The organism is Archaeoglobus neptunius (assembly GCF_016757965.1).
Taxonomy (GTDB): Archaea; Halobacteriota; Archaeoglobi; order Archaeoglobales; family Archaeoglobaceae; genus Archaeoglobus; species Archaeoglobus neptunius.
Genome location: NZ_JAEKIW010000002.1, coordinates 13,452 through 40,417, shown reverse-complemented (window position 1 = coordinate 40,417; position 26,966 = coordinate 13,452). Strand labels below are relative to the sequence as shown.

Genomic DNA, 26,966 nt, shown 5'->3' with positions numbered 1-26,966 from the left:
ATCGATAATAACATGTTCAAAAATCATCATTAATGACGGTTTACCATTGCATGGTGATAAAGCATATCCCCTTGCTTTTAGTAGATATATATCCCACTTTTATCCATTATGGAATCCATATGGATCTGTATCAAACTTAGAGAATGTTAGTAAAGCTCTTTTCATGTATCCAATACTAATTTTAGGTATTTTATTTAATATATCTATAGAGACATTTTCAAAATTACAAATGCTTCTACCTTTAATTCTTTCTGGTATTTCAATGTATATTTTTTCTAATTTTCTACTTAAAGAAAGTTACCCCGAGCATGAAATCCCTAAATATATACCTCTAATATCTTCGTTAATATATATGTATACTCCATGGGTATTATTTGAGATCCAAGCTTTTTTTTATTGGGTTGCTTATAGCTTGACTCCATTAATTTTATGGTCACTCGTAAAATCAATAAAATATAGAAAAATTAGACATATTTTTTTGACGGCATACTTATGGTCGTTGGTATCCGCTCCACAATATATTGTATTTACCGGAGGTTTAATTTTGGCATATGTGATATTTGAATCTATAGTGGACAGAAAAAATATTAAACAACACCTTAAAGTGTTTAGCTTGCTGTGTTTTATCTTTGTACTATTAAATTTTTACTGGATTTATGTTTATTTACAATCTCTTTTAATCTCAACGCCATTAGGACCCAACTTTGTAGGTGTTAATTATGAGTTCTCACAAAAAGTACTCAACTTTTTCAGTAGAAATAGTACGATATTGAACATAATACGAACCTTTGATAGAGCACTTTTGTGGTATCATCCACCCCTTTTTGAGAATTCATTATGGATATTGAATAGCCTCTTTTTGCCTATATTATTTTTATCTACTTTAATAATAGTTAAGAGAAATAAATATGTATGTTTTTTAGGCATTATTTACATAATAACGATATTCCTTGCATTGGGAGGTAATAATCCTGCATACGTTTGGCTTAGTCTAAAATCCCCAATATCATACCAATTTGGGTGGGTTTTTAGAGTTCCAAGTAAAATAAGCTATCTAGTATGGTTAGTATATGCTTCTTTATGTTCAATACTTCTTATGGAAATAAGAAATAAATATAAAAAGAATATTATCATTGTAATAGTATATATAGTTCTATCCTTCTCTCTACTTGTTGGAAACATGGTAGTGGAGTTTTTTGGATTTTACTACGCCCCAGTTAAAATACCTTCTGAATATTATGATCTGAATGATTGGTTATCGCACCAATCAGGAGACTTCAAAGTGATATACTTAGCACCTTATTTTGCAGGGATGAATAAAAATAAACTTAAATATGAAACATCTTTTACTTGGAATCCTGAAAGATTAGCTGGAAATGTATTTCCCAGATCATCGAGCAAGCCCTCGATAGGATTCTATCATTATATGAGCCGTTGGCCCACTTTCTATAAAATGTTCTATCCAGATAAATTAACGCGTGTGGATAAATATCTACAACTAGTTAATGTACGATATTTGATATATCATAATGATATTGTTGGGGCTCAACGTCAAGCAAAGGAAGATCTGGAAAAATTAAATAGGTCTAATTTGAAATTAGTTAAAACATTTTCAAACTTTATATACGTATATGAAAATAAAAATTATAGCGAACCTGTAGAAGTCGTGAACTATAGCGAAATAAAACCAATGTCTTTACTAATAAACTTTTTCCATGGCACAACTCTAATTCACTTCGTTGAGGCTGAAAGGGATCTATATAAGCATAGTACTTATACTGTAAATGATGTTGAGTTCAGTAATGGGGAGGCTATTGCATTTGCTGAGAAGGGAAAAGCTTGGCAGGATGTAGAAATCGTCAAAAACGGAACTTACAGGATTGTTTTAAGAGAAATAGGAGAATTCAAAGTAAAGATAGGAGATAAATCGTTCATACTTAAATCTAACTCATTAAACTTCACATACACTCCTCTCTTCCACTTAACAGAAGGTAAATACAGGCTTGAGATAATTCCATTAAACGTCAAAAATCTTGTTAAGAATCCTTCATTTGAAAAAATATTTGCCGGGCTGCCAGAGAGCTGGAATATCGGCAACACTAAAGACTTCAAAATAAGCTTTGACAGAGGTTATGACGGAAACTACAGCTTGAAGGTTTCAACCTCGACAACCGAGAAAAGATGGAGCTGGATAAGGAGCGAGCCTATGGATGTTGAGCCGGGCAGAGATTATCTGATTACAACCCACATGAAATACCGGAATGTCAAGGCATCACATGTGAGGCTTGAGGCGTACTATCCTGAAGAGAACAGATGGAGACAGCTAACCCCGTTCATACCGGGTGGAAAATCCGGAACCTCTGGCTGGCAGGAGTATTCGGCAATAATAAAGATCCCCGAAAATGCAACAGAGATAAGGGTTGTATTGAACGCCGGCTGGGTTCTCGATGAAAATAAAGGAGAAGCGATAACCTGGTTCGACGACATAAGCGTTATCCCCCTCTATGAGGCTCCAAAGCTCGATGTAATCTGGCTATACTCAACCAAAACAAACCAGACAATAAACCAGCTATTCGAGGTAAAAGAAAAACCGGCTGAGGTGATTAGCTACACAAAAGTCAACCCCACTTTGTGGAAGGTCAAAGTTAACGCAACAAAACCCTTCATGCTCTCATTTGCAGAAGCCTACGATCCATTGTGGGAGGCGAGAATATACAAAGACGGCAGGAAGGTTGAAACTGTTAAATCCATCCCATTGTATTCGGTCATAAACGGCTTCTGGATCAACGAAACCGGCGACCTTGAAATAGTAATCCGCTACAAACCCCAGGACTGGTTTGAGATTGGTTTGATGATTTCCGGATTAACTTTCGCCGGGTGTGTTGGCTACCTCTTCTACGACTGGAGGAGGGAAAAAGAAGACAGGTGGGTTAAGAGGATTGAAAATAAGGTAAAAGAGATTTTGCAAAAGGGTTGATGAGTTAATCATGGCAGAGTTTTTGATTTTAGAATATAAATTCATTTTACACTATGTCGAAAAGTATTTCAATATTTCTGATAAGATACTATTGGATGATAGCAAAAACCGAGAGAGAATTTCAGATTCTGAGAAATTCGCTGGAAAGGGAGCTGAAACTTATAGAGTACAGTATCCAAAAGACAACGGAGAAACTCAAGGATTTTGAGAAGAAACATGGTATCAGCAGTGAAGAATTTCACAAAAAGTTTGAAAAAGGTGAAATTGGGGACTCACAGGAATTTATGCTCTGGGCATCCGAATTTGAGGCTTTAGAATTGCTGAAAAAGGATAGAGATGCCATCATCAGGATGTTGAAACTGTGCAGATAGATGATTATTTAGACCAAGTAATAAATACACTGAAAACTAGTCCGGTCATACTTTCTTACGAATTAAATGTTGATGTTAAATCTTCCACACTGGTTCTGCTTTATGGGGCAGTTCTTTTTAAAGACGGTTCGACACTCGAATTTTTGGAACTCATAAAGGATGCCAGTAAAGGTTTGGAGAGAATAAGGTACCGATTCCATTATAGGAAATCTGAAACTCCCATTTTTAGATACGATAACGCACCACACCACAGAGAGGTCGCTACGTTTCCACATCATGTTCATATTGGTGAAAAAGTTTTGCCCTCAAAAAGCAAGAGCCTTTTGGATGTGTTTAAAGAGATTGAGAGCATTTTGTAAAGAAAAATTTTAAACTCACATCTCACATCACAGTCCTTAAACTTCGATACACATCGATTTCCTACCTCGAAGGAAAGACATGCAGATTTAAACACCTCTGAATGATAATGCTACACTGGATGTTGTTCGGCCCTACTTTTCGAACGAGACTATTCCAAAGCTTTTCGAAGTCAAAGAAAAACCGGCTGAGGTAATCAGCTACACAAAAGTCAACCCCACTTTGTGGAAGGTCAAAGTTCAGGCGAAAAAGCCCTTCATGCTCTCATTTGCAGAAGCCTACGATCCATTGTGGGAGGCGAGAATATACAAGGATGGTAAGCTGGTTGAGAAGGTAAAATCCATCCAATTGTATTCGGTTATTAACGGATTCTGGATCAACGAAACCGGCAACCTCGAAATCGTTATAAGATACAAACCTCACTGGTTTGAGATTGGCTTATTAATCTCAGCCACCACTTTCATCGGCTGCATTACCTACCTATTCTACGACTGGAGGAGGGAAAAAGGGGATGGATGGGCTTTAAAGGTTCAAAACAGTGATAGAGGTCATCTACGAAAATGGAGTATTCAAGCCATGGTAAGAGAATGAGGATAGAAATCAAAGAAAATTTAGTAGAGAGGCTTAAGGATTATAGGGCGAAAGCTGAAAAAGACATCCTAAAAGAATTCATCGAGGAGAGAAGACAGGATGCCTGTAGGTTGAAAGGGCTATTAAAAATCTAATCAAGAACCGTAAAAATTAATCACTCCACGACCTTATACCCCCTCTTCTTCCTTCACCAATTTTTGTTGCCAATCCATTTCTCCTGAAAACGAACAAATGTTTATAACTCCCAAGTCGAAAATATTAATCATGATTCAGATCTCAAGAGATGAACTTGAGAAAATAATTGAGGAGAAGCTCAGAGAGGTGCTGTTAAAGATGTTTATGGAAATTATGCCCTATGTTACTGACGAAGAGCAGAGAGAGATAGACCGTATGGCAGGAAGTCCAGAAAACTTCGATGAAAAAGATTTTGAACCATGGAATGGAGAATAGTGTACCATAAAAATGCTAAGAAATTTCTGAGAGATTTAGACGAAAATAGAAGAAATACTGTGTTTAACAAGCTGAATGAGTTGGTGGATGGCCTTCAAGATGGCGTAATCCCCATCAGGCGTCTCGATATACAGAAATTAAAGGGTAAGTGGGAGGGCTTTGTTAGATTGAGGGTTGGTAATTTTAGAGTTATACTCAGAATTGACCTGACAAGAAAAACGGTTTTTGTTTATAATATACATTTTCGAGGTAAGGTTTATTGAAAAACGATTATTTATTTTCTGAGGAGCATAAGACAAAATACAATAGTAAGAGTCTATTAGCCTGATTGCAGAAAATAAAAATCACAATAAAGAAAAAATAATGATATCTGTATTTTTGGAATCTCAAGATCTCTCTACTGTGATGCCGGAATTGTTAAAGACATCAACGCCAGCAACGGCGAAATGCTTGTATTCGAAAATGGAAGGGCATGGCAGGACATCGAAATCGTCAAGAATGGAACCTACAGGCTCGCTTTAAAAGGTGTTGGCAGTTTTGGGGTTACTGTTGTTGGCAACACCTCATTCTACTCCTTCAACCTCAACACATCCGCGAATTACACCTATACACCCCTCTTCAATCTGACAGAAGGAAAGTACAGGCTCGAGATTACCCCACTAAGCGATGACGCAAAGCTCGATGTAATCTGGTTATACTCAACCAAAACAAACCAGACAATAAACCAGCTATTCGAGGTAAAAGAAAAACCGGCTGAGGTAATCAGCTACACAAAAGTCAACCCCACTTTGTGGAAGGTCAAAGTTCAGGCGAAAAAGCCCTTCATGCTCTCATTTGCAGAAGCCTACGATCCATTGTGGGAGGCGAGAATATACAGGGATAAACTGGTAGAAAAAGTTAAATCCATCCCATTGTATTCTGTTATTAACGGCTTCTGGATCAACGAAACCGGCGACCTTGAAATAGTAATCCGCTACAAACCCCAGGACTGGTTCGAGTGGTTTGATGATTTCCGCTACAACCTTCATCGGATGCATCATTTACTCCTTCTACGACTGGAGAAGGGGGAAAGGAGATGGATGGGCTAAAAAGATAGAAACAGAGGTTAAAGACTTGCTCAGGACTTTAAGACAAAGATAATAACAAGCTTTATTTAATCGTACATCCGAGGTATATTTAATGGGTCTAAAAGTATCCGCCTTCCAGAAGGAGATCAACGTATTGCTCAGGAAGTATTCCGAAGAGGAGTTGCTGAAAGAGGCTATAAGAGCTTTGTTCGAGGTAAATCCCCAACTCAAAATAGAGGTAGCCTTGGAATTGTACAAAGATGAAGAGGTATCGCTTGAGAAAGCAGCGGAAATCGCCGGTATGGAGGTAGTAGAATTCAGAGAATTCGTTAGCAGGAAAATTAAGAGAGAAGTTGGCTCAAATGAAGATGAGTTGAGGAAGAGAACAGAGAAGCTGAAAAGCATGCTATGATAGTTCTCGATACCGACATACTGAGTTGTTTTGCGAAGATCAGAAAGTTCGATTTGCTCGAAAAACTCTTTAAAGCTCAGTTCTATACCTCCAAGAGTTTATGAAGAGGTCTTAAGGGCAAAAGAAAAGGGATATGATTTTGTAGATTACGCTATTCAGCTAATAGACAATGAGATAATTAAAATCGCCACCCTAAATGAGATTGAAATTGGCATAGTTAAGGAGCTTTCTAAGAAGAGAAGGCTGGGATTCGGAGAGATGGAAGCAATGGCTCTGGCAAAGAACAGAGGATGGATTATTCTTTCAAACGATAAAGTCGTTGAGAAGGTTGCCAAAGAAATCGGTATCGATGTCTTTAATATTGAAGACCTTCTCTCTGCTATGGTCGATTTGGGAATTATCAAAAATAGAATCGAACTAAAAGATATTATTGAGGAAATTGAAACAAAGGATAGAATAGTAATCAGAAACAAAAGATATCTTTTCAATAAGTTCGAGGAATAACCTTTTGATGTTCTTGTGGCATACAAGGACGATAAGTTAGTAGAAAAGGTTAGATCCATCCCCTTGTGTTCGGTAATAAACGGCTTCTGGATCAACCAAACCGGCAACCTCGAAATCATCATAAGATACAAACCTGGACTGGTTTGAGATTGGGTTGATGATTTCCGGATTAACTTTCGCTGGTTGCATCGGCTACCTCTTCTACGACTGGAGGAGAGAGAAAGAAGACAGATGGGCTAAAAGAATTGAGAAGAAAGTTAAGAACCTCAAGAAGATTTATAAAACAAAAAAGCTATGTAATAGTCATGAGCAAGAAGATTGAGTGCATATACGAGAAAGGGGTTTTAATACCGCTGATCAAACTCGACGTTCCGGAGAGATCTAAGGTGATCTTGAGTATAGAAGAGGTAAAAACATTGAACGATCTGAAACTGCATGGATATTTTAAGCTTCTGAGAGAGGGTGAGGATGCAGAAGAGCTCTTTGAGCTATAAAGAAGGCGATATCGTCATTCTTGAGCTGCCGTTTACAGATTTAATAGGCAAAAAGCTTAGACCGGTGCTCGTTTTAAGTTCAGAAAATTTAAATCGCATATCATCTGACTTTATAGTTGCCAAAATAAGCTCATCCCACCATCTGCCTGATTTTGAAGTTGAGTTGACTCCTAGGGATTTAGAAGAAGGAAAACTCAAGAAAACAAGTTATGTTCACTGCCACTCCATTTTTACTATTGAGAGAAATCTTATTATCAAAAAAGTTGGGAGACTAAAACAGCAAAAACTTTTTGAGGTTAAAAATATAATTAGAAGAGTATTTAATCTTTAGTTAATCGAATAGAATTGAAGAGATGTATGAAGAAAAACAGGGTTATAAACCGCTTGAATAAACGAAATTCAATCTCGAAATCGTAATCTGGTACAAACCTGGACTGGTTTGAAATCGGCCTGATGATCTCAGCCACCACTTTCATCGGATGCATAGGCTACCTATTCTACGACTGGAGAAGAGAGAAGGGAGATAGATGGGCTAAAGAAATTGAAAGAAAAATCAGAGAAATTCTAAGACGAAAGTGATTTAAATACAAAAGAACTAATTAACACCGAGAATCCTTGTAAGGGTTCAAAATTAAAACTCGAGGGAAAACGGTATGAATGTCGAGAGAATCTTAAAGTTATTGAGAGATCATAAGGATGAGCTTAGAAAGAACTTTGGTGTGAAAAAAATAGGCGTTTTCGGATCTTACGCAAAGGGAGAAGAGTCTGCTAGGAGCGACTTGGACATTTATGTCGAATTTTACATGGACGAGCTTACCTTTGAAAAGTATCTGAAATTGACTGAATATCTTGAAGCTCTCTTGGGCAGAAAGGTGGATCTGATCACCAGGGATGGAGTAGAAACCATCAGAATCCCATATATAAAGGAGAGCATCAAAAGAGGCTTAATCTATGCATAGGGGAGACAAGGAATTTTTTGTTTGACATCCTCGAAGCATGTAGGAGAATTCAAAAATATGTGGAAAATTTGAGTTACGAGGATCTTCTTAAAAATGAGGAGAAGCAAGATGCAGTAATTCGCAACATCGAAATTATTGGTGAAGCTGTCAAGAATATTTCAGCAGATCTCAAAGAAAAATACAGGATTGATTGGAGGAAAATATCAGGAATGAAGGACAAGCTCATACATTCTTATTTCGGTGTGAAGATAGAGATCGTTTGGATAGTTGCAACAAAAGAAATACCAGGACTGATGAATAACATAACGATGATAATCAAAAATGAATTCAATTGGATTAAAGCCCATAATATTCATCACTGATTAAGAATAATACATGGCCTTCTGCTCTGTGCTAAGCTTACTGCACTGTGGGAGGCGAGAATATACAGGAAAATTGAGACTGTTAAGTCCATCCTTCGTATTTGGTCATAAACCAGTAGGTATTTTAATCAGGGCAAAGCGTGAAGGTAAAGTAGAGTGTTTAAAGGATGAGATTGAAAAGCTTATGAAAACGGGATTCTGGTTAAATAGAGAATTGTATGAAAGAATACTGGAAGAGTTGGGGGAGTTATAAGCAAGAGATGGGGAGAAAGTGGACCGAAGGTCAGAATAGGAAGTACGCCAAAACGCAAATTATTTATCAACCCTTGTAAATTTTTACACCGTGAAAATCGTCATTCTCGCTGGAGGGAGTGGCACAAGATTGTTCCCACTCAGCAGGGAGGAGTTGCCAAAGCAGTTTATAGAAATTTTCGAAAACAGGTCTTTATTCCAGCATACCGTTAGGAGGGCTCTGATGCTAGCTGATCCAGAGGACATCTATATTGTCGCAAACGAAAAACACAAGTTCCGTGTTCTTGATCAGCTTGCGGAAATTGGGGTGGAAATACCAAACATTCTGCTCGAACCTGTAGCAAAAAATACTCTGCCAGCGGTCATATATGCTTTGAGGGAGATTGGTGGAGATGCAACAGTTGCTGTAATGCCGGCAGATCATCTTATTGATGCAAATGAAGACTTTATAAAAGCCTTCAAGAACGCAGAAAAGCTGGCTGACAACCACATCGTAACCTTCGGCGTTAAACCCACTCACCCACACACTGGATATGGTTATATAAAACCGGGAAAAGAGCTTGGAGAGGGATTTCTGGTTGAGAGGTTTATTGAAAAGCCGAACAGAGAGACAGCGGAAATGCTGATCAGAGAAGGTTGCCTCTGGAACAGCGGAATATTTGTCTTCTCAAAGGATCTGTTTCTCGAGGAGTGCGGAAAGCATGTTCCGGAAGTGCTGGGCTTGTTGGAAAAGACAGACTACATCTCTCTGCCAGAGGTTTCAATTGACAAAGGTGTGATGGAGAAAACGGATAAGGCTGCGGTAATACCGCTTAACACCTTCTGGAGCGATGTCGGAAGCTTTGATGCAATCTATGAACTGTATAAGAAGGATGATAGGGGTAACGCCATCTCCGGGGAGATCCTCATAGTTGACTCTGAAAACAATCTCGCAATCTCTGAAAGACTGCTGGCATTGGTGGGAGTCAGGGACCTCGCTGTGATCGATACCGGAGATGTTGTACTCGTATCCTCAAAGAAGGATTCTCAGAAGATAAGGGATATCGTTAGAATTCTCAGGGAAAAGGGGGATAAACGAGTTGAAGTACACAGAACGGCCTACAGACCCTGGGGATCATATACGGTTCTCGAGGAGGGACAATTTTACAGGATAAAAAGGCTTACGGTGTTGCCAAAGAAGAGACTCAGTTTGCAGAGGCATTACCACAGAAGTGAGCACTGGGTTGTGGTCAAGGGCACGGCGAAGGTTGTTGTTGATGACAGAGAACTCCTTTTGAGGAACGGAGAGAGCACCTTCATAAGGGCGGGAGAGACGCACAGGTTGGAGAACCCCGGCATGATACCTCTGGAAGTCATAGAGGTGCAGATTGGGGAGTTCATCGACGAAGACGACATAGAGAGGCTTGAGGACGATTTCAGGAGAGACTGAGAAATAAGGATAAAGCGGACCCGGCGGGATTTGAACCCGCGATCTACGGCTTAGAAGGCCGTCGCTCTATCCATGCTGAGCCACGGGCCCCTGCAATCACTTCTATGTTGTGAACTTAAAGGTTTCTCTTGCTGCCTTGCAGAAGAATGGCAAAAATGCTAATAATACCTTGTGCCTAATGATTGTGTGGAGAGAAAAGTCAGGGATTCAAAGATTGCCCAGAAAATAGGAGACATAGTTGAGAAAGACCCAGACATCGCTGCGAAGGTAGCTGAAGACCTTGAAGACAGGGAAGCTAAAATTTATGCAATGATGGTGTTGTACAACTTCTCCGGTGATAAAAAATTTCTTGAAAAGGCACTGTCCATCGCTGAGACAGATGAAGATCACCTGAGGATAATCGAATATTCTGAAAATCCACTGGCCGTTGCTGAGGTTGCAAAAAAGATAGACGATCCATATAGAAAAGACGTGGCGTACTCCATACTTCTGGAAAGAACGGGAGATCTGAATTTTTCGTTGAAAATACTCAGTCCCCGTATCCTGTCTGCAGCACTGAAGAGACTGGCGGGCAGAAAGCCATATCCCGAGAACTTGAACATCGCCAGAATGATTCCGGATCCCTACTACAGGTCTCTTGCCCTCATTGAAATTGCCAGCAGGTATGGGGTTGAACTGTCTTCGGAGATAAAAGGTTCGATTGATGCTGTAAAAAACCCCTCGCTGAGGAGACGACTGATCGAAAAATATTAAACTTCAGAAAAGAACATGGGATATGGGAGAAACCAGTATAACCCTCATCGGTCTCGTCGTTGGGTTGATGTTCGGTCTGAGTGGTATTGCTACGCTGCTCAGCCTTATGAGCGACGTCGTGAGTGATGCCCAGGTTCAGCTTTCGCAGCTTGGCATGGCGTCAACGCTCGTTCTGCTCGTGATAGCTCTGATCCTGATAGTAAAGGTAAGGGTTCTTGCATCTCTTATCGTCGGTGCGATAATCGGTGCGGTGCTGAACCTGATTCTTGAGGCCAACGGGATACACATCCTTGAAATGATAAGGGCCGCCGTATTCGGAGCGATATGATGTTTTCATCAAAACTTCGTAACTGATAAATTAAGAAATCAAAAAGTTGAAATCATGGACGAAATAGAGATTATAAGAAAGAAAAAAATGATGGAGTTGATGCAGAAGATGAGTGGAGAGGAGAAGATTAAAGCAGTGGACACCCCAGTAAAGCTTAACACTGCCAATTTCGATGAAACGCTGAAAAAATACGAGAACGTCGTCATCGATTTTTGGGCGGAGTGGTGCATGCCATGCAGAATGATTGCTCCGGTGGTAGAGGAGCTGGCAAAGGAGTATGCAGGGAAGGTGGTATTCGGAAAGCTGAACACGGATGAGAATCCAGCCATAGCTTCGAGATACGGAATATCCGCAATACCAACGCTCATTTTCTTCAAGAATGGCAGGCCTGTTGATCAGGTGGTCGGGGCTCTGCCGAAAAGCGAAATAAAGAGATGGGTTGAGAGAAACATCAAATAAATTTTTTTGCAGTATTGAAATAAAATTTATAAATCAAACAGTTTAACTCCAATCAATGGCTTCAAAAAAATTAGTTTTGATAATAATTTTAGCCGTTTTGATAGCCGCCTGTGTTGGCGAGTCGGGCAAGAGTTACGTGTCCAGTGAAACTCGCGTGCCCGCAACAACCACCATGGCCAAAACGCAGCCATGGAGTTCCCGGACTGAAGCCAAATTTGATTTGGATGAAGTACACGTGAAGTTTGACGGTTTAATTGATAAGAACGAGGAGTTCAACCCCGTGGAAGATAATGACGATACCGATTTTGTTGACCTGTACCAGTTGTACAGCTTCAGAAACTCCTCAACGCTTTATATTGGACTGACGTTCTACGATCTTGCGTTCACCTCAAACTCCATGGTCGTCATAAACCTGAAATCAGACAAAATGTATCAGATCCTGCTGTACGGAGACAGCTTTGAATTCAAGGATTACGGATATGGTGGAAAGGTGTACTACAAAGGAAAGGCCAAGAAGAGCTGCACTTCAATGGAACTCGTCCTCGACCTCGACAAGCTCAGAGATATGGGCATCGATACGGATTTCACGATACGTCAGGTCAGTGTGGTCGCCAAAACCGCAACATTCACACTTAAGGACAGCATGTCCCCCGGAATAAAGCCCTTCAGAGTGAAAAAATTAGAGATAGAGGATGCACCGGGAATCTTCGAGGGGCTTGCCGCTGTACAACCATCAAATGCGTGGAAAGAGCTGAATGCTGATGGTGTGGTAATCAGATACCATAAAGGTGACAGGAGCAGAGACATCGTTCTGAATGCCATTAAAGCTGCCAAGGTCAGAGTTTGCAGCATTTTTAACTGCCCAACCAGCGTTAAGATAACGATCTACGCCAACCACGAGGAATATGAGAATGCGGTTGGAAAAGACCTGCCGGTGTGGACGGTCGGAATAGGACGAGCTGAGGGTATAGAACTGCAGTCCCCCTCCTCCTGGGGCCACGGTAGAAATCAGCACTCTCCAGATCAGGCATGCCAGATCGTTGTTCACGAGTACACCCACTACGTTGTAGCAAACATTGCCGGAAGCTCGCTTCCACGGTGGTTGAACGAGGGACTTGCTGTTTATCTGGCCCTTCAAATTAATGAAGACAGGATCACAAACGCCATGGCGAGTGGAAAGCTAATACCCATAGAAAAACTTGACGATAGCTGGGACAAAAATCCGGGACTTGCCTACTCTGAGTCAGGAGGCTTCGTCAGGTTTTTAGTTGAAAAGTACGGGTGGGATGCGATCAGCAGAATATTGCTGGAGCATGAAAAAGGTATCAACCGTGTTCTGATGGATGTCACCGGAAAAACGCTTGATCAGCTTGAAGATGAGTGGATCGGCTGAATCGCTCAAATGAACATCTGCTTCGGTGGCTGCTTTGAAGGCATTTTTACTTTTTCTGCCGCACTCAACAGATCCTCTGTTTCTATCCTGTCCTTTCCCTCCGCAATCGCCCTGTGAAGTGAAGATTTTATAACCTTCTCTACAAGATCTCTTCCGCTGAAACCTTCGGACGCAGCAGCCACAAGCTCAAGTCTGGCCTTCACCTCCACAGGGAACTCACCCAGATTCCTTTTCAGGATTTCAAGTCTTTCTTCGTAACTCGGCAGCTTGAATTCTATTTCCTCTTCAAATCTGCTTCTTATTGATGAGTCCAGGAGCTCAACCCTATTTGTGGCAGCTATTGTGCATATCCCGTCGTTGCTCTGAGTTCCATCGAGTTCAGTCAGAAGTGCGTTGACAATTTCAGACACGTCACCTCTGATTTCCTGGTATCCTCTGTCAAGAGCTATTGCATCGAACTCGTCGAGAAACACGATGCACGGAGCGAGCTGTCTGGCCCTCTCATAAAGCTCGTGTACCTTTCTTGCCCCGTCACCAACATGGTCACCTATGAGCTTTGTGGATTTTACAGAAAGAAAGGGGGTTTTCGCCTCGTTTGACAGAGCTTTTGCCATCATCGTTTTCCCCGTTCCTGGAGGTCCGTAGAACAGGACGTTTTTCGGAGACCACTTTCCGAACTTTTCGGGATTTTTGAGATATTCCAGAATTACTCTGGCCTTCTTTTTCGCCTCATCCTGTCCGACGACATCTTTGAGCGTGATATCCCTTACGATTTCTGTCTCAATAATTTTAGACTCGCTCTCCACCAGTATTATCGTGGAGTCGGAGATGTATCCTGAAGGCGGCTCACAATCAATAACCTCAAACGCAAAGTCCGGAAACATCCTGATGTCAAATATGAGCTTGTTTTTGTGCACGAACTCCCCCTTCCACTGCTCTTTCGCATAAACATCAAAAACCTTGGGGTTATCTACCTCAGGGTATTCGTGATAGCTTGCTTTAAGCGGATAACCCAGCGGGCGGAGTATGAGGTACTTGATTTCTGCGCTTTCCCTTTTTGGCATTCAATTACTTCTTGTAGAGTATGCTTAATATTTCTTTTTATCAACTTCTGGCATTGATAAAACTGACGAATTGCATGGTTATTAACGCTAATTTTAAGAATAATGGCGCTTCTTTAAATCTATGAGAAGTGATGAAGTGAAAAGGGGAATAGACAGGGTTGCCCACAGAGCTCTTTTGAAAGCTCTTGGCGTTACAGATGACGAGATGGATAAACCTTTTATAGGGGTTGCCAATGCATACAACACGATTGTTCCCGGACATATGACTCTTGACAAGCTAACCCAGGCCGTTAAGGAGGGGATTTACGCTGCAGGTGGCGTGCCTTTTGAGTTTGGCATAATCGGAATATGTGATGGAATAGCAATGGGACATGAAGGAATGTGCTTCTCCCTGCCATCAAGAGAGCTTGTTGCGGACACCATAGAGGCAATGGTTGAGGCTCACAGGTTTGATGGGCTTGTTGTTGTTGCGAGCTGTGATAAGATAATTCCGGGAATGCTGATGGCAATGCTCAGACTGAACATCCCGGCCATTGCCGTCACCGGGGGTCCGATGCCCTACGAGAGGGTTGGTGGAGAGAAAGTTTCGATAAAGGATGCGTTCGAGGCTGCCGGAATGTACAAGTCCGGAAAGCTGGATGACGCCGGTCTTAAGCTCTATGAAGACTACTGCGCCCCGTACTGCGGTAGCTGTCAGGGCCTGTACACGGCAAACAGTATGCAGATTCTGACCGAAACCCTTGGTTTGAGCATGCCTTACTGCTCCACATCCCCCTGCCCATCTTCAAGAAAGCTTAGAATAGCGAAGCAGAGCGGTAAGAGGGTTGTAGACCTGGTAAGGCAGAACATAAAGCCTCTTGATTTCATTAATGAGAGATCTTTTGAGAATGCCATAACCATGGACATGCTGGTTGGCGGATCAACGAACACAGTCCTGCACCTGCCTGCTGTTGCGAAGGAGGCGGGGATAAGGCTAAGTCTTGACCTCTTTGACGAGATAAGCAGAAGAACACCGCATATTGTGTCTATAGATCCGGCAAGCAAGGAAATGGTTGTTGATCTGGACGAGAGCGGTGGAGTGCCGATGCTCATCAGGAAGGCAAAGAGGTACTTCCACAATGAGATGACGGTGAGCGGCAAAACCCTCTACGAGATAGCTGAAGAGGCGGTTTTAAGAGGGAGAGATATAATCAGGAGTCCTGACAGCCCCTTGCATAAAGAGGGAGGTATAGCAATACTTAAGGGGAATATCGCAGAAAACGGTTCAGTGATTAAGGCTGCTGCTGTGAGTGAGGAGATGCAGAAGTTTGAGGGGTATGCGAAAGTTTTCGACAGCGAGAAGGAGGCGCTTAAAGCCATACTCGATGGTAAAATTGAGAACGGGGACGTGGTTGTTATAAGATACATGGGTCCGAAAGGTGCGCCGGGAATGCCGGAGATGCTCCTGCCGACAGCAGCCATATCTGGGCTGGGTTTGGAGAGGGTTGCACTGATTACAGATGGAAGATTCAGCGGAGCGACGAGAGGACCGTGCATAGGGCATGTTTCACCCGAAGCTGCTGTGGGTGGGAACATAGCCCTCCTCGAGGATGGGGATACGATCTCAATTGACATCCCAGCCAGAAAACTGGAGGCAAAGATTTCGGAAGAGGAGTTTGAGGAGAGAAGGGAAAAGTGGAAGCCAAAAGAGAAGGATCTGAAGGGTTATCTGGGGAAGTATGTCAAACTGGTAAAGGGGGCTGAGGATGGTGCCGCCCTTCTTTAATTTTTTCTCACTGGGAATAGCAGCGCTATCGTTTTTCCTGATCTCCATCATTCTTCCGGGATTTTTCATCTGGATCGGTCTCAGGGTGCTTGGAAAGGACAGGGGAATAGTGAGGTGTGGATTCGCCAACTTTGCTGCGTTTACGATAACTGCTGTGGTTGCGATGCTGCTGCACTTTACACCGCTCTTTATCATCGTTCCATTTCTGGCGTTCCTCATATACCTGTATGTTCTCAAGTCTCTGCTCGACATAAGCTTCATTGAGGCCTTTGCAGCAACAGTTATCGCCTCAGTAGTGGTTTTCCTGACAGCGGTGATAATGCTCGCAATGTTTGGCGTCTGGCTACTTCTGACTCCGCCACCACCTCCAATGGTGGGCATGAGGTTTTAAAAAAGAGGTATCCTTGAAAAATCCTCCAGTTCCAGAGATTTTTTCCATTTTTCTCTGCAGGTGCAATCCAGATTTTCAAAAACGCCAGAATCCTGAGTCAGGGAGAAATTTCTTATCGCTCCGGCAACTGTTGAGTCACACTTCCCGCAGTTGTGCGGACCTCTGGCCTTTCCAGCAGCAACCGGGTCACACATGATTTCGATGCCCTTAACGTTTTTCAATACCTCGACTGCACTCCAGAGCCAGGGAGGACGATAAATTCTGGCATTCCAGAGCTTCTCAACCAGAGTCCCCTTCTGAACGTTGGTCAGATTCAGGGAGATAACGTCTGCCAGACCCTTCACAACCTCAATAGACCTCAGGGCGTCATTTATGGCCTCGCTTTCCGAAAGAAACGGTGGTTTCAGCAGCAAGTAGCATTTTACCCTGAAACCTACCTCTTTTATCATCTCTGCTGCCTCTCTGAAATCCTCAAAGGTGAATCCCTTGTTTATGCAAAGTTCTCTGATCTCATCGCTGGCACTCTCAAGACCTATTCCGACCTCGAGATTGACGTCTTTGAAGGTCTCAAGTTTATCCCTGTCAATGAATTCTGGTCTGCTCTCCACAATAAGTTTCTTCACTCCAATCTCCTTTAATTTGTCCAGAAGATAGATCCTCACTTTTTCAGTCAACTCTGCATCATCGAAAAAGCTTCCCGAGGTGAATATCTTCACAACCTCTGCACCATCACTCAATGCGAAATCGATCTGACGAATCAGATCTTCCTCCGTTGCGGGGTAAGCCTCGTTCGTGTAACCACACATGTGGCAGCCATCCCATCTGCATCCTCTGGTGCGGAGTATCACGGTCAGACCGTCAACTATTCTGCCATTTAGCCTCTCTTTTTCCTTCCACACAGCGGGCTTAATAGACCCCATACACTCTCCTTCTTCCAATCCTTTTTCCGTAGTACAGCCCCACTGCCAAACCTGCGAGATGGGCGATGTTCGCAACATTTGTGTAGAAAATTCCAAGAGAGCTTGCCACCATCATCCAGAAATCGTAGGCAGCAAACAGCAGCAGTGCAGTTCTTATGCCAATCGGAATCGGAATCGGAATGATGATGATCCTGATTTCAGGAGCGATAATTGCCAGACAGCCCATTACGCCGAAAATTGCGGCTGAAGCTCCAAGAGCCGGAGAAAAGTTTCCAACAGCATAGGAATAGGCGATATATCCCAGATTCCCTGCAAGTCCGGCTGCAAAGAATATCTCAAGATACTTTCTTTCTCCGAGCCTTCTTTCAAGCTCTGCTCCAAAGAAGAGCAGCACGAACATGTTGATGAAGAAATGCCAGAACTCGATATGGAGAAATATGCTGGTGACGAGCTGCCACGGCATTTCAATGAGGAGCTCAAGTCTCGGATGGAGAGCAAAAAGGTTAACCATCTGAACAGGTGCCAGCATGGAAATGAAGAATAAGATTGTGCAGATGATCAGAACTGTATTGTTTGCACCGTAATTCGGAATTTTGAACCTCCTTACAGGTTGGTTTGATGGTGACAGTCTTTTCTTTACATTAACCGGAACGTTCCAGTAGTCGTCAAGACCATCACAGTCGTGGTTCTCCGGTAACCTGTGCTCGCTGCAGAATGTACCCCCGCAGTACTTGCATCTGTAGGGGAGGGTTACTTCCTCGCCACAAACATCGCACTTGGCCACCTGTTTACTAAAACGCCGGAAGTTAAAAATTTTTGCTACAGAGATTTACCGGAATCAATTTTTTATTAAAAAAAGTTAAAGTTTTCCCTGGAATTTCTTGATTGCTCCTGCCAGCCTCTGGGCTTCCATTATGTTTCCTTCAATTCTGTACTTGCCCATCATGAAGCCACTGACGGGGTCTTCCTGCCCCTTCAGAACGGAAAGCCAGAAGTCTGGCGGGGCAACGATTGTGAAGGTAGGTGAACTGTGAACACCCTCTTTAAATTCGCATGTTCCATCAGCCTTGTACTCCACATAAAATTCCTCTCCATCAAGCTTGTACTGCACAACACCGCTCCAGCCTGCCAGTTCTTTCTGTATTGCCTCATCACTGTTCTGAATCTCACACATTTTCATAATCAAATCCTTTGCCTCACTCATCTGCATCACCTCTTGTACCAACTCATCATCGGGTTCTTTCATATATAAATCTTGTGATTTTTGTCCTAAAGATTCAGTGGCCGAAAAACCTGATTTTTGCATAGATTTTAGCAGTTTAAACTAAATTATGAAAAAATTTAAATTTTTGAAATAAAACCAATAATTAAAAATTATAAACTTGAAGGCTATGTATTTATCACTCAGCCCCTACTGAAAAAAGTGCTGGGGATAATCCTTGCTCTCGTCGCATCGATATGCTGGGCCTTTAACAGCATTGCATACAAAAAGGGGGTTAGTGAGGTTTCGGTATTCACGGCCAACTTTCATCGTACTCTCTTTGCCACACTCTACTTCCTTCCCTTCGCCATTGTTGATCTACCGAACTCACACTTTGATCTGGAGACCATCGCTGTTCTGATCGTCTCAGCAGTACTTTCTTTTTATATCGGGGATCTCAGCTACATGGCCGCCTTAAAAAGAGCACCGGTGAGTGTGGCGCTCCCTGCATCATCAACCTATCCCGTTTACGTTGTTCTGCTATCGACAGTAATTTACGGTGCCACACTGAAACCCAACACCCTTCTCTCTGCGCTGCTTGTAATTCTTGCCGTTTATGTGATATATGGGAAGAAGAATGGAGATATATCTCCGTCTGGACTGTTTTTTGCACTTTTTGCAGCCATTTCATGGGCTCTGGCAATTCTGACACTTGATTTCCTTTCTGACAGACTTCCAATTTCGGTTTTAGCGTTCACAAGAATGCTCTTCTGCCTGCTTCTTCTCAGCATCACGGCAAAACGGAGTGAAATTAAAAACAGGGATTCGACCATTTACGCAGGAATTATCGGCGGTTTTCTCTCTTTTGCAGGAATTGCAGTTTTCATAACCGCAATAAAGCTATCAGCATCTTGGAATGTTGTTCAACCCTCTGCAGCCTCTCCCGTCTTTTCTGCACTTCTGGCGGTGGTTCTGCTAAAAGAGAAAGTAGACCTCAGACTCGCCGTGGGGATAGGAATCGTCGTCTTTTCTATACTTCTGCTTCTTCTTCAGCCGTGAGCTCCTCCTGAATGTAGTCGGGTACTCTGGATTTTCTTTTGAAGAGATCCTTTATTATGATAATGTCGCCTACAGCCTTAACAACCCTGTAGGGTATTATAACGCCCTTGGCGTGAGAATCGATAAGAGCCTTGTTGTAGTCTGAGACAGCCAGACCTCTTATCGACTTCGTGTTCTGATCAATGATCACATCTTCAACCCTGCCAACGTACCTCCCCTCATCAGTGAAAACTCTCATTCCAAAGAAAGTTGTTATTTCTCCGATCATTCCCATGAAAAATAGCAGAACGAAAAAATATATTAATTTTTTCAAGCAGTAAACAGCCTGTACTTGGTCTGAGGATTCTGGATTTCGTAGATTATTCTGCCTACAATGAGTTTTTCGGGCTTCTGAATGCCCTTAACTCTTTTCGCAATATCTTCAAAGCTCTCAAACGGGCGTTTTTTCCTTTCCTCGATTATCGCCCACATCATCTTCTTTCCCACTCCCGGCAGGAGTTCCAACTGATGCATTCTCGTGGTTATGGACTCTGCGTTGTTGAAGAAGTCAACGTACGTTTTCTCGTTGGTTTTGATGATGTGCTCCAGTACAAAGGGAAGCTCCGCCTTCGCTGCAGGAGTCAGATCGTCGTACCTCAGCCTTCTCTTGATTTTCCTGACCACATCCCTCTCTCCCTTTCCGATGTAAACCCTGTCCATCACGAGAGGAGACTTATCCTTTTTGATGCTCACCTCGAGGAGTGTGAAGTACTTTTCTCCAACGACCTGAGCCAGCGGTTCTCTCTTGTGAATGGGTCTTTTGTCATCCGGATGGCCGTAGGGCATGAAGTCCAGAACGTAGGCGTAATCTTCAAGCTTATCTCGGCTATCGGTTCTATCCATTTTTTGCCTTTCCATAGCATCAGCTCCTTTTTCAAAATAGTGTGCTAACTATTTATGTTTTTCTTAAATACGGTACCTATCCAGGATGTCGAGAATTTCTTCTATCTGTTCAGGTGTTAGCGTGACCCTTTCTTTAGCGTAAATTATTCTTACTTCATCCGGGATTCTGGGCATTATATCTGCAAGCTTTACGGCGAGCTCCTTCCTGCCCACCTGGGGCAGTTTGACGAGCTCATCAACAAGCTCCTTTGCCCTATCGGCAGGAAGTTTTGCAAAAAGGCGGAGATGTTTGAGAGCTCTCCGTGTTTCAAAAAGAAGTTCACCCTCTTCCTGCCTCTTTCTGGCAATTTCTTCCATTATTTCTTTCGCTTCCGAAATTGTGATGTATTCAAAATCCTTTACTTCCTTGAACATTTCAACCACTTTGCGGTTTCAGATGTTCAGGCCTCACGATGAGGGTTTTCATTTTTCCTCCGTCCCTCACCTGGACCAGGTATGCTCTCCCTCTCTGTCCGATGACGACTCCTGTTCGTCCCTGAAATCTTGGGTGGGGCATTCCCTTTTGCGAGGCGGGCTCGATGTCAATGTGAACCCTCTGCCCCACCTCGAATGTTTGGAGGAACTTTCTGATTCTTATACCTCTCTCTCTAACTCTCTTTCTCAGTTTTCTTCCTGACTTAAACCTGAAACCATGAGACTTCCAGCCCATCGTCGATCCCCATTTGACTGAATTGCACGGGCTATTTAAGGCTTTTTACTGCAAATATAAAAAATTAATACTCAAAGACCTCCTCATAAAACTTCTTTTCCATCCTTCTATCCTGCAGAATTTCCTTTTCCTTCAGAACTTCTCTCTCAAGCTTTTTAAGTGCTACATGCAGGGCATACTCGACTCCCCAGCTTTCGCCGCTGACCATGAAATTTCCTCTTGCACTGGAAAGCTTCAACCTCACATGTATGAGGGGCAGATTGCGGAAGAATTCCTTGTGTCTCTTTATGTAAACGAAAATATAGCTCTCTCCGAGAAACTCCGAGAATTTTCTCATGAACTTCTCCACATCCTCCTCAATCGTCTTTCTGTCGAACTCATCAAGGGTTATGCCCGTGGTCATTATCTGGATTCCAAACTCCTTTTTCTCCTGCCTTTTAAGAAACTCCTCCAGGATGTCTTTCTTCAAAACTATGCCGTCGGGAATTCCATCTGTTGTGACCACAACACTTGAAATCCTGTTTTCGACCATTAAATCGATAACGTCTCCGACACTGTCGTTTCTGCTCACTGAGAGTACGGGCGAACTCATAATGCTCTCTACCATTATGGAGAGAGTTTTTTCCTTCTCACCGCTCAGATCACCCATCCTGGCCCTTTTTCTCGGTGAAATGACTCTGTCTATAACGTCCTTTCCCGTCAGAATCCCTATCACCCTGTTGTTTTCGTCAACGATCACGACCCTGTCAACCCCATTGTTCCTCATTATTGAGAGCGCTTTGGCGGCAGTATCAAATCTTCTGACGGTTATAACTTCTGGATTCATAACCTCTCTGACCTTCACACCTTTGAAAAAGGGCCTTAACTTTCTTAAGAAATCGTTAATGTAAATTACACCGAACTTTTTGCCCATTTGAACGATAACAAAAGGTGTTGAATCTTCAACAAACCTTCTGGCAACTTTGGCAGGATCCAGATCGGAAATATCTATCTTGCCGGTTCTGACCAGCAGGGACTTTACCTTCGTCTCGTGAGGGTTTTTCAAGACACTACCTCTTATCAGATCCTTTTCCCTCACAACTCCGATAACCTTCCCGCCCTCCTGGACCAGAATTGCATTCGCCTTATCCCTGTCAAGTTTTTCCAGCAGCGGGAACAGTTTTGAGACGGTCTCGCCTGCATCGACCATTTCATAATCCTCTCTGACCAGCTCTTTTAGTTCCTCAACATCCATGAACAATCACCTCCCCTGCTTTTCACACTGTACTTATAACATTAATGTTGCCCACCAGCCAATTACTGAGAGCAAATACACTAATACGGCAAATCCTAAAAAGTTTGCGATAAGAAATGTTGCCCTACTCTGTGCAGCGACCTCCGCATCTTTCAGAAGCTTCTCTCCCATCACCTTGATCCTGACTCTACTTTCACCATACCTCCATTCTCCACTGCTCAGCGATACATTTCTGCACTTATTTACTAGCATTTCTGCTATCTTCCAGTCCTCCTCACACCCACCTGCCGGTCTGTATGATTGTCTCGCCCTGATACCTGTTTTGGCATGGTTATCTGTGGATGTGACAATTGCGGTATAGCCGATATCTCTGAAAAGTTTCTCAACGTGCTTTCTGAACACCAGATCAATGTTGTTGGAGTCAAAAATGACTATGGCGTAACTTTCTCCGTCACAGTTCATAAGGACTGCAGACACATAACCGCATATGCTTTCGCTCTCTGCCCTCATTTTAACAACTGCAAACTTAAACTCTTCAACGGGGTCGCTCCCTTTTTCTTCAGCGATCTTCACAAGTCTTGAAATTTCCTCAATATCCTCCATGTTCGGATCGTAGTCATTTTCGTGAGCATTGTGGCAGTCGATCACGATGTTATCCGAATGCATCACAAAATCATCGATACGTCGTTTTCCGCTGACGAACATGATTTTTAGCTTATCAAATGGCATGCAGAAAACTTCAAAATTCTCTCCTTCTACTCTGAAGGGCTTTAAGGGCTTTAAAATTTCATCCGAGCATCTGAGCGAGGCGGCAATTTTTCTGACCTCATCGCTGTTGACAGGGTTCCTTGTGTGGGATGTGGGGGAGTGGAGATAAACACCATTCGGATTTGAAAGTATTTCAACCATTCTTGCTCCACCCACGTTCCTGAAGGGGCCCGGATGAAAATCTGTGGAGATGATCCTGTAGCCATCCAGACTCAGACATCTAACTCTGCCTTCAAAATCTTCAGAATACCTGCTGAGAAAGGTCTCCATGTATCTGGCATCTGAAGTAAGCCAGAACAGAACGAAGGATTCCACAAAATCTCTGATGTTCACCTTCCCCACAGTTATATCTAAAATTCTTAAGTAGATGAGCGTGAGAGCAAGTGAGATCGCCAGCAAAACAGCAGTTTGGACGGAAGCGTCAACGAGGATGTATGGAACGAATCCGAGAGATAAGGCAGGAAACTTTTTTTCTGAACAGAAATAGTACGTCAGGAAGAGAATAAAGGAGGTTGCAGCCACGTTACCTTTCAGAAGTAAGGATGGTGTGGTCAAGACAGAGATGAAGATGGCGAGAAATGAAATCCTTTTCAGCTCAAATTTCAGCTTTACCAGCTTTATTCCCAACACTGATGTGAAAAAGATTGCCAGCCAGAGAAGCAGAATTTTAAATTGAATGAGAGACAGGAGGATGGCGATGGAAACGGATAAAGATACCATCACTTTTGGTTTTGGAATTGAGAACAGTTTGTAATAAAGGGATTCAAAGCTCCTCATAGCACGATGTTCTTTATGCTCTCCCAGATTTTGTCTACCCTTGCCCTGGTCTCCTCGTCCATCTCAATGACTTCCGGCCATTCTCTGCTGTATCCCTCATCTTTCATTTTCCTGGTTGCATCTATGCCGAGCTTGCCTGCGAGATTCGGCAGGTACGCTGAATGGTCAAGAGAGTCTGTGGGAGAGGGGGGCAGGATCACAATATCCCTCGAGGGGTCAAAACGGGATGTTACTGCCCAGATTACCTCGCTCATGTTGTGAACGTCTACATCCGAGTCCACAACCACGAGAATCTTTGTCAGTGACAGCATTCCCATCCCCCAGAGAGCATACATCACCTTCTTTGCCTGTCCCGGGTACCTTTTCCGTATCGAAACTACTGCAAGATTGTGGAATGCCCCCTCCACTGGAAGATTAATGTCGACAATTTCAGGATGGATCAGCCTTATAATGGGCAGAAAAATTCTTTCCGTTGCCTTGCCCAGCCATGCATCTTCCATCGGTGGTCTTCCAACCACGGTGGCATGGTAAACCGGATCTTCTCTGTGGGTGATGTGGGTTATGTGAAAGACAGGATATGGCTCGGGAGGAGTGTAGTATCCCGTGTGATCTCCGAACGGCCCTTCGATCCTGAACTCGTCTGTCTTCACGTAACCCTCCAGCACTATTTCGGCTGTTGCGGGAACCTGAAGGTCAACAGTATCACAATCGACGAGCTTCAACCTCTCCTTTCTGAGGAATCCTGCAAACATGAATTCGTTCACCCCTGAGGGTAGTGGAGCAGTTGCAGCGTAAAGTGTTGCGGGATCAACGCCTATTGCGACGGCCACCTCTATCTTTCCACCACCAATCTCTGCCATTTTTCTGAAGTGCTCCGCCCCGTGTTTGTGGATCTGCCAGTGCATACCTGTGGTTTTACCATCGTACACCTGCATTCTGTACATTCCCGCATTTATCTCTCCAGTTTCAGGGTCCTTGGTGATCACAACGGGCAGTGTTATGAATTTTCCACCATCCTTTGGCCAGCACTTCAGGATTGGAAATTTATCAAGACTCTCTGCTTCAACTTCTTTGCAGGGAGCTCTGCTCGTTTTTTTGGGTACAAATGACATGAACTCCTTGAAAATTCCTATCCCTTTCAGAGCGTCCATAAAGGAGGAGGGGCGGAATTCCAGAGCGGAAGTCAGCCTGCGTCCCACATCTTCGAGCCTATCAACTTCAAGAGCGAGGCACATTCTTCTCTCTGTACCAAAAGCATTCAGAAGAACTGGAATTTTGTAACCCTTTGGCTTCTCGAAGAGAAGAGCTTTGCCTCCGGATTTCACCGTTCTGTCAGCTACTTCGGTCATTTCAAGAACTGGACTTATTTCGTCGTTTATCCTGGCCAGTTGATTTTCAGCCTCAAGTTTTTCAATAAATTCTCTCAGATCCTCGTAAGCCATTGATGCTCCCTATCCCCCCGGTTTAAAAAAGGTTTATAAAAAATGATTTTCTATCAAAAAAAGACTGGAGTTAAGTTTATTAACTATTTATTACATAATTACTATAATGAGTATTTACAGAAATGCAGTCCTTCTGGGACTACTGTACGTTCTTATTGTGGTCATTCACTATTATAATCTTATTTCTGATTCCATATTTATGACTGTTATTTATTTTTACAATTTGTTTCTCCTTGTTCTGGCCATGTTGATGTCCGGGTTTCTTTCAAGAGTGTCAGATAACGAGAAAAGAGTCCTGTTTCTTTCTCTTTTCTTCCTCACTCTTGTGACCATTGTGGCCACTTTGACTGTCGGTCAAATTGTGTGGGTTGAGGGCTATTTTAGCCTGAACAGAATCGCGTTTTACTACTACCCACCTCTGACGCTTATTTCCAGCATTCCCATTACCGGTTTTTTAATATGGAAAACGCTGCGAGAATGGAGATATTTCCACATGAAACACTTTGTACCGTCAATTTTGGGTCTTGCTGTAATGGGCAGTGTACTGTATCAAACAGCATACAGGGGAATTCAAAATATGACGGAATTCCTCCAGATGGAACTTCTGATTTGCGATATTACCGTACTCACGCTTTTGCTGGTTCTTCTATCGGTGTACTTAAAAACGGAGAGTGCTGCTTACTTCGGATCCCTTACAGGCTATTTCACGGCCAGATATGCAGCGGACATTTTGCTGCTCAATTCTTTTAAAAATCTGGTAAACTACGATTACTCGATGCTGTTTTTTGCGTTCAGCAACATAATCCTCTTTTCAAGCATTCTGCAATTCTACAGGAGTGGAATCAAGTTTTTAAGTTATTACGAGCTTGATATGGAAAGAAAGAGGTATGCAGAGTTGTTCAGGCAGGTCAGTGAGCTTCAGGAGGTTCTGAGGCTGATAAACAGAATGCTTCGTCATGATATTCTCAACAAGCTTCAGATAATTTCCGGGTATATTGAAACGTACATGCTTACCAGGAACGACAATCTTCTTGAGAAGGCGTTAAATGCAGTCAGAGAAAGCAGTGATTACATCGATAAAATCAGAGAACTCGAAAAGATTGTTTCAACTGAAAGTGGCGCTCTGAAGCCGGTTGACATAAGGAAGGTTGTTGAAGAGGTCTCGTCCCCATTCAGCATTCCGGTAAATGTCCACGGATACTGCGTGGCCATGTCCGACGAGGCGATATACTCTGTTATCGAGAATATCATTTCCAATGCAGTAAGGCACGGAAAAACGGACAGAGTTGATGTGTGGTTGAGCGAACTTGAGGATGAGTGCGAGATAAGAGTCGTTGACTACGGACATGGAATACCCAGTGGAATAAAAGGTCAGGTTTTCAGGGAAAGTTTCAGATTCGGAGAGAGTGCGGGCAGCGGTCTTGGATTATACATAGTCAAAAGGGTTGTAGAAAGATATGGTGGGAAAATCTGGATTGAGGATACAAAGCCGCACGGTGCAACATTCGTGATAAGATTAAAAGCAGCGAGGAGAAGTTTAACAGGCGATGATGACAGGGCCCCTCTGAAGCGTGATGAGGGTTTTGAGTACTGAGC

General features: G+C 42.9%; 36 protein-coding genes and 1 tRNA gene. 25 read left to right on the top strand and 12 right to left on the bottom strand.

Annotated elements, in window-relative coordinates:
- Nucleotides 1-553: 553 nt before the first annotated feature.
- The 17 genes from JFQ59_RS01440 (at nt 554) to JFQ59_RS01370 (ending at nt 10,225) form a co-directional block, all read left to right on the top strand.
- Entirely contained in the window at nt 554-2,977 is a 2,424-nt protein-coding gene (locus JFQ59_RS01440) for a carbohydrate binding domain-containing protein (RefSeq protein WP_330999823.1), read from the top strand.
- Nucleotides 2,978-3,072: 95 nt separating this feature from the next.
- Entirely contained in the window at nt 3,073-3,348 is a 276-nt protein-coding gene (locus tag JFQ59_RS01435; RefSeq protein ID WP_202318616.1) for a hypothetical protein, read from the top strand.
- Nucleotides 3,339-3,707, top strand: a complete 369-nt coding sequence (locus tag JFQ59_RS12380) for a toxin-antitoxin system TumE family protein (protein WP_202318615.1) — start codon at nt 3,339-3,341, stop codon at nt 3,705-3,707. The genes JFQ59_RS01435 and JFQ59_RS12380 overlap by 10 nt, the downstream gene beginning before the upstream one ends.
- A 220-nt stretch (nt 3,708-3,927) precedes the next feature.
- A complete protein-coding gene (locus JFQ59_RS12830) occupies nt 3,928-4,296 on the top strand; it encodes a hypothetical protein (RefSeq protein WP_456237159.1) in 369 nt (122 codons plus the stop codon).
- Nucleotides 4,293-4,430, top strand: coding sequence for a hypothetical protein (locus tag JFQ59_RS01425; RefSeq protein WP_230972194.1), 138 nt, complete (start codon nt 4,293-4,295; stop codon nt 4,428-4,430). The genes JFQ59_RS12830 and JFQ59_RS01425 overlap by 4 nt, the downstream gene beginning before the upstream one ends.
- Before the next feature lie 130 nt (nt 4,431-4,560).
- Nucleotides 4,561-4,746, top strand: a complete 186-nt coding sequence (locus JFQ59_RS01420; protein WP_202318614.1) for a hypothetical protein — start codon at nt 4,561-4,563, stop codon at nt 4,744-4,746.
- On the top strand, nt 4,731-5,009 hold the full coding sequence (locus JFQ59_RS01415) for a type II toxin-antitoxin system RelE family toxin (RefSeq protein WP_202318613.1): 279 nt from the start codon (nt 4,731-4,733) through the stop codon (nt 5,007-5,009). Before JFQ59_RS01420 ends, JFQ59_RS01415 begins: the two co-directional genes overlap by 16 nt.
- A gap of 183 nt (nt 5,010-5,192) precedes the next feature.
- The gene (locus tag JFQ59_RS01410; RefSeq protein WP_202318612.1) at nt 5,193-5,834 is read left to right on the top strand and encodes a hypothetical protein; all 642 of its coding nucleotides are present in this window, start codon (nt 5,193-5,195) and stop codon (nt 5,832-5,834) included.
- A gap of 91 nt (nt 5,835-5,925) precedes the next feature.
- On the top strand, nt 5,926-6,225 hold the full coding sequence (locus JFQ59_RS01405; protein ID WP_202318611.1) for a UPF0175 family protein: 300 nt from the start codon (nt 5,926-5,928) through the stop codon (nt 6,223-6,225).
- A 30-nt stretch (nt 6,226-6,255) separates the two neighbouring features.
- Nucleotides 6,256-6,729 carry a hypothetical protein gene (locus tag JFQ59_RS01400; RefSeq protein WP_202318610.1) on the top strand — a complete coding sequence of 158 codons (474 nt, stop codon included), beginning with the start codon at nt 6,256-6,258 and terminating at the stop codon, nt 6,727-6,729.
- Between the two features lie 305 nt (nt 6,730-7,034).
- Nucleotides 7,035-7,223 carry an antitoxin family protein gene (locus JFQ59_RS01395; protein WP_202318609.1) on the top strand — a complete coding sequence of 63 codons (189 nt, stop codon included), beginning with the start codon at nt 7,035-7,037 and terminating at the stop codon, nt 7,221-7,223.
- The gene (locus tag JFQ59_RS01390) at nt 7,198-7,554 is read left to right on the top strand and encodes a type II toxin-antitoxin system PemK/MazF family toxin (RefSeq protein ID WP_202318608.1); all 357 of its coding nucleotides are present in this window, start codon (nt 7,198-7,200) and stop codon (nt 7,552-7,554) included. Before JFQ59_RS01395 ends, JFQ59_RS01390 begins: the two co-directional genes overlap by 26 nt.
- 122 nt (nt 7,555-7,676) lie before the next feature.
- Nucleotides 7,677-7,802 carry a hypothetical protein gene (locus JFQ59_RS12520; protein ID WP_269140532.1) on the top strand — a complete coding sequence of 42 codons (126 nt, stop codon included), beginning with the start codon at nt 7,677-7,679 and terminating at the stop codon, nt 7,800-7,802.
- 74 nt (nt 7,803-7,876) lie between these two features.
- Nucleotides 7,877-8,182, top strand: coding sequence for a nucleotidyltransferase family protein (locus JFQ59_RS01385; protein WP_202318607.1), 306 nt, complete (start codon nt 7,877-7,879; stop codon nt 8,180-8,182).
- Nucleotides 8,183-8,199: 17 nt separating this feature from the next.
- Nucleotides 8,200-8,544, top strand: a complete 345-nt coding sequence (locus JFQ59_RS01380) for a HepT-like ribonuclease domain-containing protein (protein WP_202318606.1) — start codon at nt 8,200-8,202, stop codon at nt 8,542-8,544.
- A gap of 13 nt (nt 8,545-8,557) precedes the next feature.
- Nucleotides 8,558-8,797 carry a DUF3368 domain-containing protein gene (locus JFQ59_RS12730; RefSeq protein WP_202318605.1) on the top strand — a complete coding sequence of 80 codons (240 nt, stop codon included), beginning with the start codon at nt 8,558-8,560 and terminating at the stop codon, nt 8,795-8,797.
- Nucleotides 8,798-8,887: 90 nt separating this feature from the next.
- Nucleotides 8,888-10,225, top strand: coding sequence for a mannose-1-phosphate guanylyltransferase/mannose-6-phosphate isomerase (locus JFQ59_RS01370; RefSeq protein WP_202318604.1), 1,338 nt, complete (start codon nt 8,888-8,890; stop codon nt 10,223-10,225).
- A 15-nt stretch (nt 10,226-10,240) separates the two neighbouring features.
- Here JFQ59_RS01370 and JFQ59_RS01365 read toward each other — a convergent pair.
- Nucleotides 10,241-10,315: transfer RNA gene (locus JFQ59_RS01365), tRNA-Arg, on the bottom strand.
- 96 nt (nt 10,316-10,411) lie between these two features.
- Here JFQ59_RS01365 and JFQ59_RS01360 point away from each other — a divergent pair.
- The 4 genes from JFQ59_RS01360 to JFQ59_RS01345 are packed head-to-tail and all read left to right on the top strand — an operon-like array spanning nt 10,412 to nt 13,158.
- Nucleotides 10,412-10,978: a hypothetical protein gene (locus tag JFQ59_RS01360; RefSeq protein WP_202318603.1), complete on the top strand. Its 567-nt coding sequence runs from the start codon at nt 10,412-10,414 to the stop codon at nt 10,976-10,978.
- Between the two features lie 22 nt (nt 10,979-11,000).
- A complete protein-coding gene (locus JFQ59_RS01355) occupies nt 11,001-11,306 on the top strand; it encodes a hypothetical protein (RefSeq protein WP_202318602.1) in 306 nt (101 codons plus the stop codon).
- Between the two features lie 54 nt (nt 11,307-11,360).
- On the top strand, nt 11,361-11,765 hold the full coding sequence (trxA, locus tag JFQ59_RS01350) for a thioredoxin (protein ID WP_202318601.1): 405 nt from the start codon (nt 11,361-11,363) through the stop codon (nt 11,763-11,765).
- A 55-nt stretch (nt 11,766-11,820) separates the two neighbouring features.
- Complete coding sequence (locus JFQ59_RS01345) at nt 11,821-13,158, top strand: peptidase MA family metallohydrolase (RefSeq protein WP_202318600.1); 1,338 nt, start codon at nt 11,821-11,823, stop codon at nt 13,156-13,158.
- A 5-nt stretch (nt 13,159-13,163) separates the two neighbouring features.
- Here JFQ59_RS01345 and JFQ59_RS01340 read toward each other — a convergent pair whose 3' ends face one another.
- Nucleotides 13,164-14,222 carry an AAA family ATPase gene (locus JFQ59_RS01340; RefSeq protein WP_202318599.1) on the bottom strand — a complete coding sequence of 353 codons (1,059 nt, stop codon included), beginning with the start codon at nt 14,220-14,222 and terminating at the stop codon, nt 13,164-13,166.
- Nucleotides 14,223-14,343: 121 nt separating this feature from the next.
- On the opposite strand from JFQ59_RS01340, the gene ilvD reads away from it, so the two are divergent.
- Both ilvD and JFQ59_RS01330 read left to right on the top strand, forming a co-directional pair.
- Complete coding sequence (gene ilvD / locus JFQ59_RS01335; RefSeq protein ID WP_202318598.1) at nt 14,344-15,987, top strand: dihydroxy-acid dehydratase; 1,644 nt, start codon at nt 14,344-14,346, stop codon at nt 15,985-15,987.
- A complete protein-coding gene (locus JFQ59_RS01330; RefSeq protein WP_202318597.1) occupies nt 15,968-16,378 on the top strand; it encodes a hypothetical protein in 411 nt (136 codons plus the stop codon). Before ilvD ends, JFQ59_RS01330 begins: the two co-directional genes overlap by 20 nt.
- Here JFQ59_RS01330 and JFQ59_RS01325 read toward each other — a convergent pair.
- The 3 genes from JFQ59_RS01325 to JFQ59_RS01315 form a co-directional block, all read right to left on the bottom strand.
- Complete coding sequence (locus JFQ59_RS01325; RefSeq protein ID WP_202318596.1) at nt 16,375-17,298, bottom strand: archaeosine biosynthesis radical SAM protein RaSEA; 924 nt, start codon at nt 17,296-17,298, stop codon at nt 16,375-16,377. The two genes, JFQ59_RS01330 and JFQ59_RS01325, sit on opposite strands and share 4 nt — an antisense overlap.
- A complete protein-coding gene (locus JFQ59_RS12645; protein WP_330999819.1) occupies nt 17,285-18,082 on the bottom strand; it encodes a rhomboid family intramembrane serine protease in 798 nt (265 codons plus the stop codon). Before JFQ59_RS12645 ends, JFQ59_RS01325 begins: the two co-directional genes overlap by 14 nt.
- A 75-nt stretch (nt 18,083-18,157) precedes the next feature.
- Nucleotides 18,158-18,502: an SCP2 sterol-binding domain-containing protein gene (locus JFQ59_RS01315; protein WP_202318595.1), complete on the bottom strand. Its 345-nt coding sequence runs from the start codon at nt 18,500-18,502 to the stop codon at nt 18,158-18,160.
- A gap of 219 nt (nt 18,503-18,721) precedes the next feature.
- Here JFQ59_RS01315 and JFQ59_RS01310 point away from each other — a divergent pair, with 219 nt between their 5' ends.
- Nucleotides 18,722-19,558, top strand: a complete 837-nt coding sequence (locus JFQ59_RS01310) for a DMT family transporter (protein WP_202318594.1) — start codon at nt 18,722-18,724, stop codon at nt 19,556-19,558.
- Here JFQ59_RS01310 and JFQ59_RS01305 read toward each other — a convergent pair.
- The 7 genes from JFQ59_RS01305 to JFQ59_RS01275 form a co-directional block, all read right to left on the bottom strand.
- Entirely contained in the window at nt 19,530-19,832 is a 303-nt protein-coding gene (locus JFQ59_RS01305; protein ID WP_202318593.1) for a PRC-barrel domain-containing protein, read from the bottom strand. The two genes, JFQ59_RS01310 and JFQ59_RS01305, sit on opposite strands and share 29 nt — an antisense overlap.
- A 35-nt stretch (nt 19,833-19,867) precedes the next feature.
- Complete coding sequence (locus JFQ59_RS01300) at nt 19,868-20,455, bottom strand: DUF655 domain-containing protein (protein ID WP_202318592.1); 588 nt, start codon at nt 20,453-20,455, stop codon at nt 19,868-19,870.
- 48 nt (nt 20,456-20,503) lie between these two features.
- Nucleotides 20,504-20,854: an RNA polymerase Rpb4 gene (locus JFQ59_RS01295; RefSeq protein WP_202318591.1), complete on the bottom strand. Its 351-nt coding sequence runs from the start codon at nt 20,852-20,854 to the stop codon at nt 20,504-20,506.
- 1 nt (nt 20,855) lies between these two features.
- A complete protein-coding gene (locus JFQ59_RS01290; RefSeq protein ID WP_202318590.1) occupies nt 20,856-21,149 on the bottom strand; it encodes a 50S ribosomal protein L21e in 294 nt (97 codons plus the stop codon).
- Nucleotides 21,150-21,213: 64 nt separating this feature from the next.
- Nucleotides 21,214-22,383 carry a CBS domain-containing protein gene (locus JFQ59_RS01285; RefSeq protein ID WP_202318589.1) on the bottom strand — a complete coding sequence of 390 codons (1,170 nt, stop codon included), beginning with the start codon at nt 22,381-22,383 and terminating at the stop codon, nt 21,214-21,216.
- A gap of 33 nt (nt 22,384-22,416) precedes the next feature.
- On the bottom strand, nt 22,417-23,928 hold the full coding sequence (locus JFQ59_RS01280; RefSeq protein ID WP_202318588.1) for a DUF2070 family protein: 1,512 nt from the start codon (nt 23,926-23,928) through the stop codon (nt 22,417-22,419).
- Nucleotides 23,925-25,370: a menaquinone biosynthesis decarboxylase gene (locus JFQ59_RS01275; RefSeq protein WP_202318587.1), complete on the bottom strand. Its 1,446-nt coding sequence runs from the start codon at nt 25,368-25,370 to the stop codon at nt 23,925-23,927. The genes JFQ59_RS01280 and JFQ59_RS01275 overlap by 4 nt, the downstream gene beginning before the upstream one ends.
- Before the next feature lie 106 nt (nt 25,371-25,476).
- Here JFQ59_RS01275 and JFQ59_RS01270 point away from each other — a divergent pair, with 106 nt between their 5' ends.
- Nucleotides 25,477-26,964, top strand: a complete 1,488-nt coding sequence (locus tag JFQ59_RS01270; protein ID WP_202318586.1) for a sensor histidine kinase — start codon at nt 25,477-25,479, stop codon at nt 26,962-26,964.
- Nucleotides 26,965-26,966: the final 2 nt, after the last annotated feature.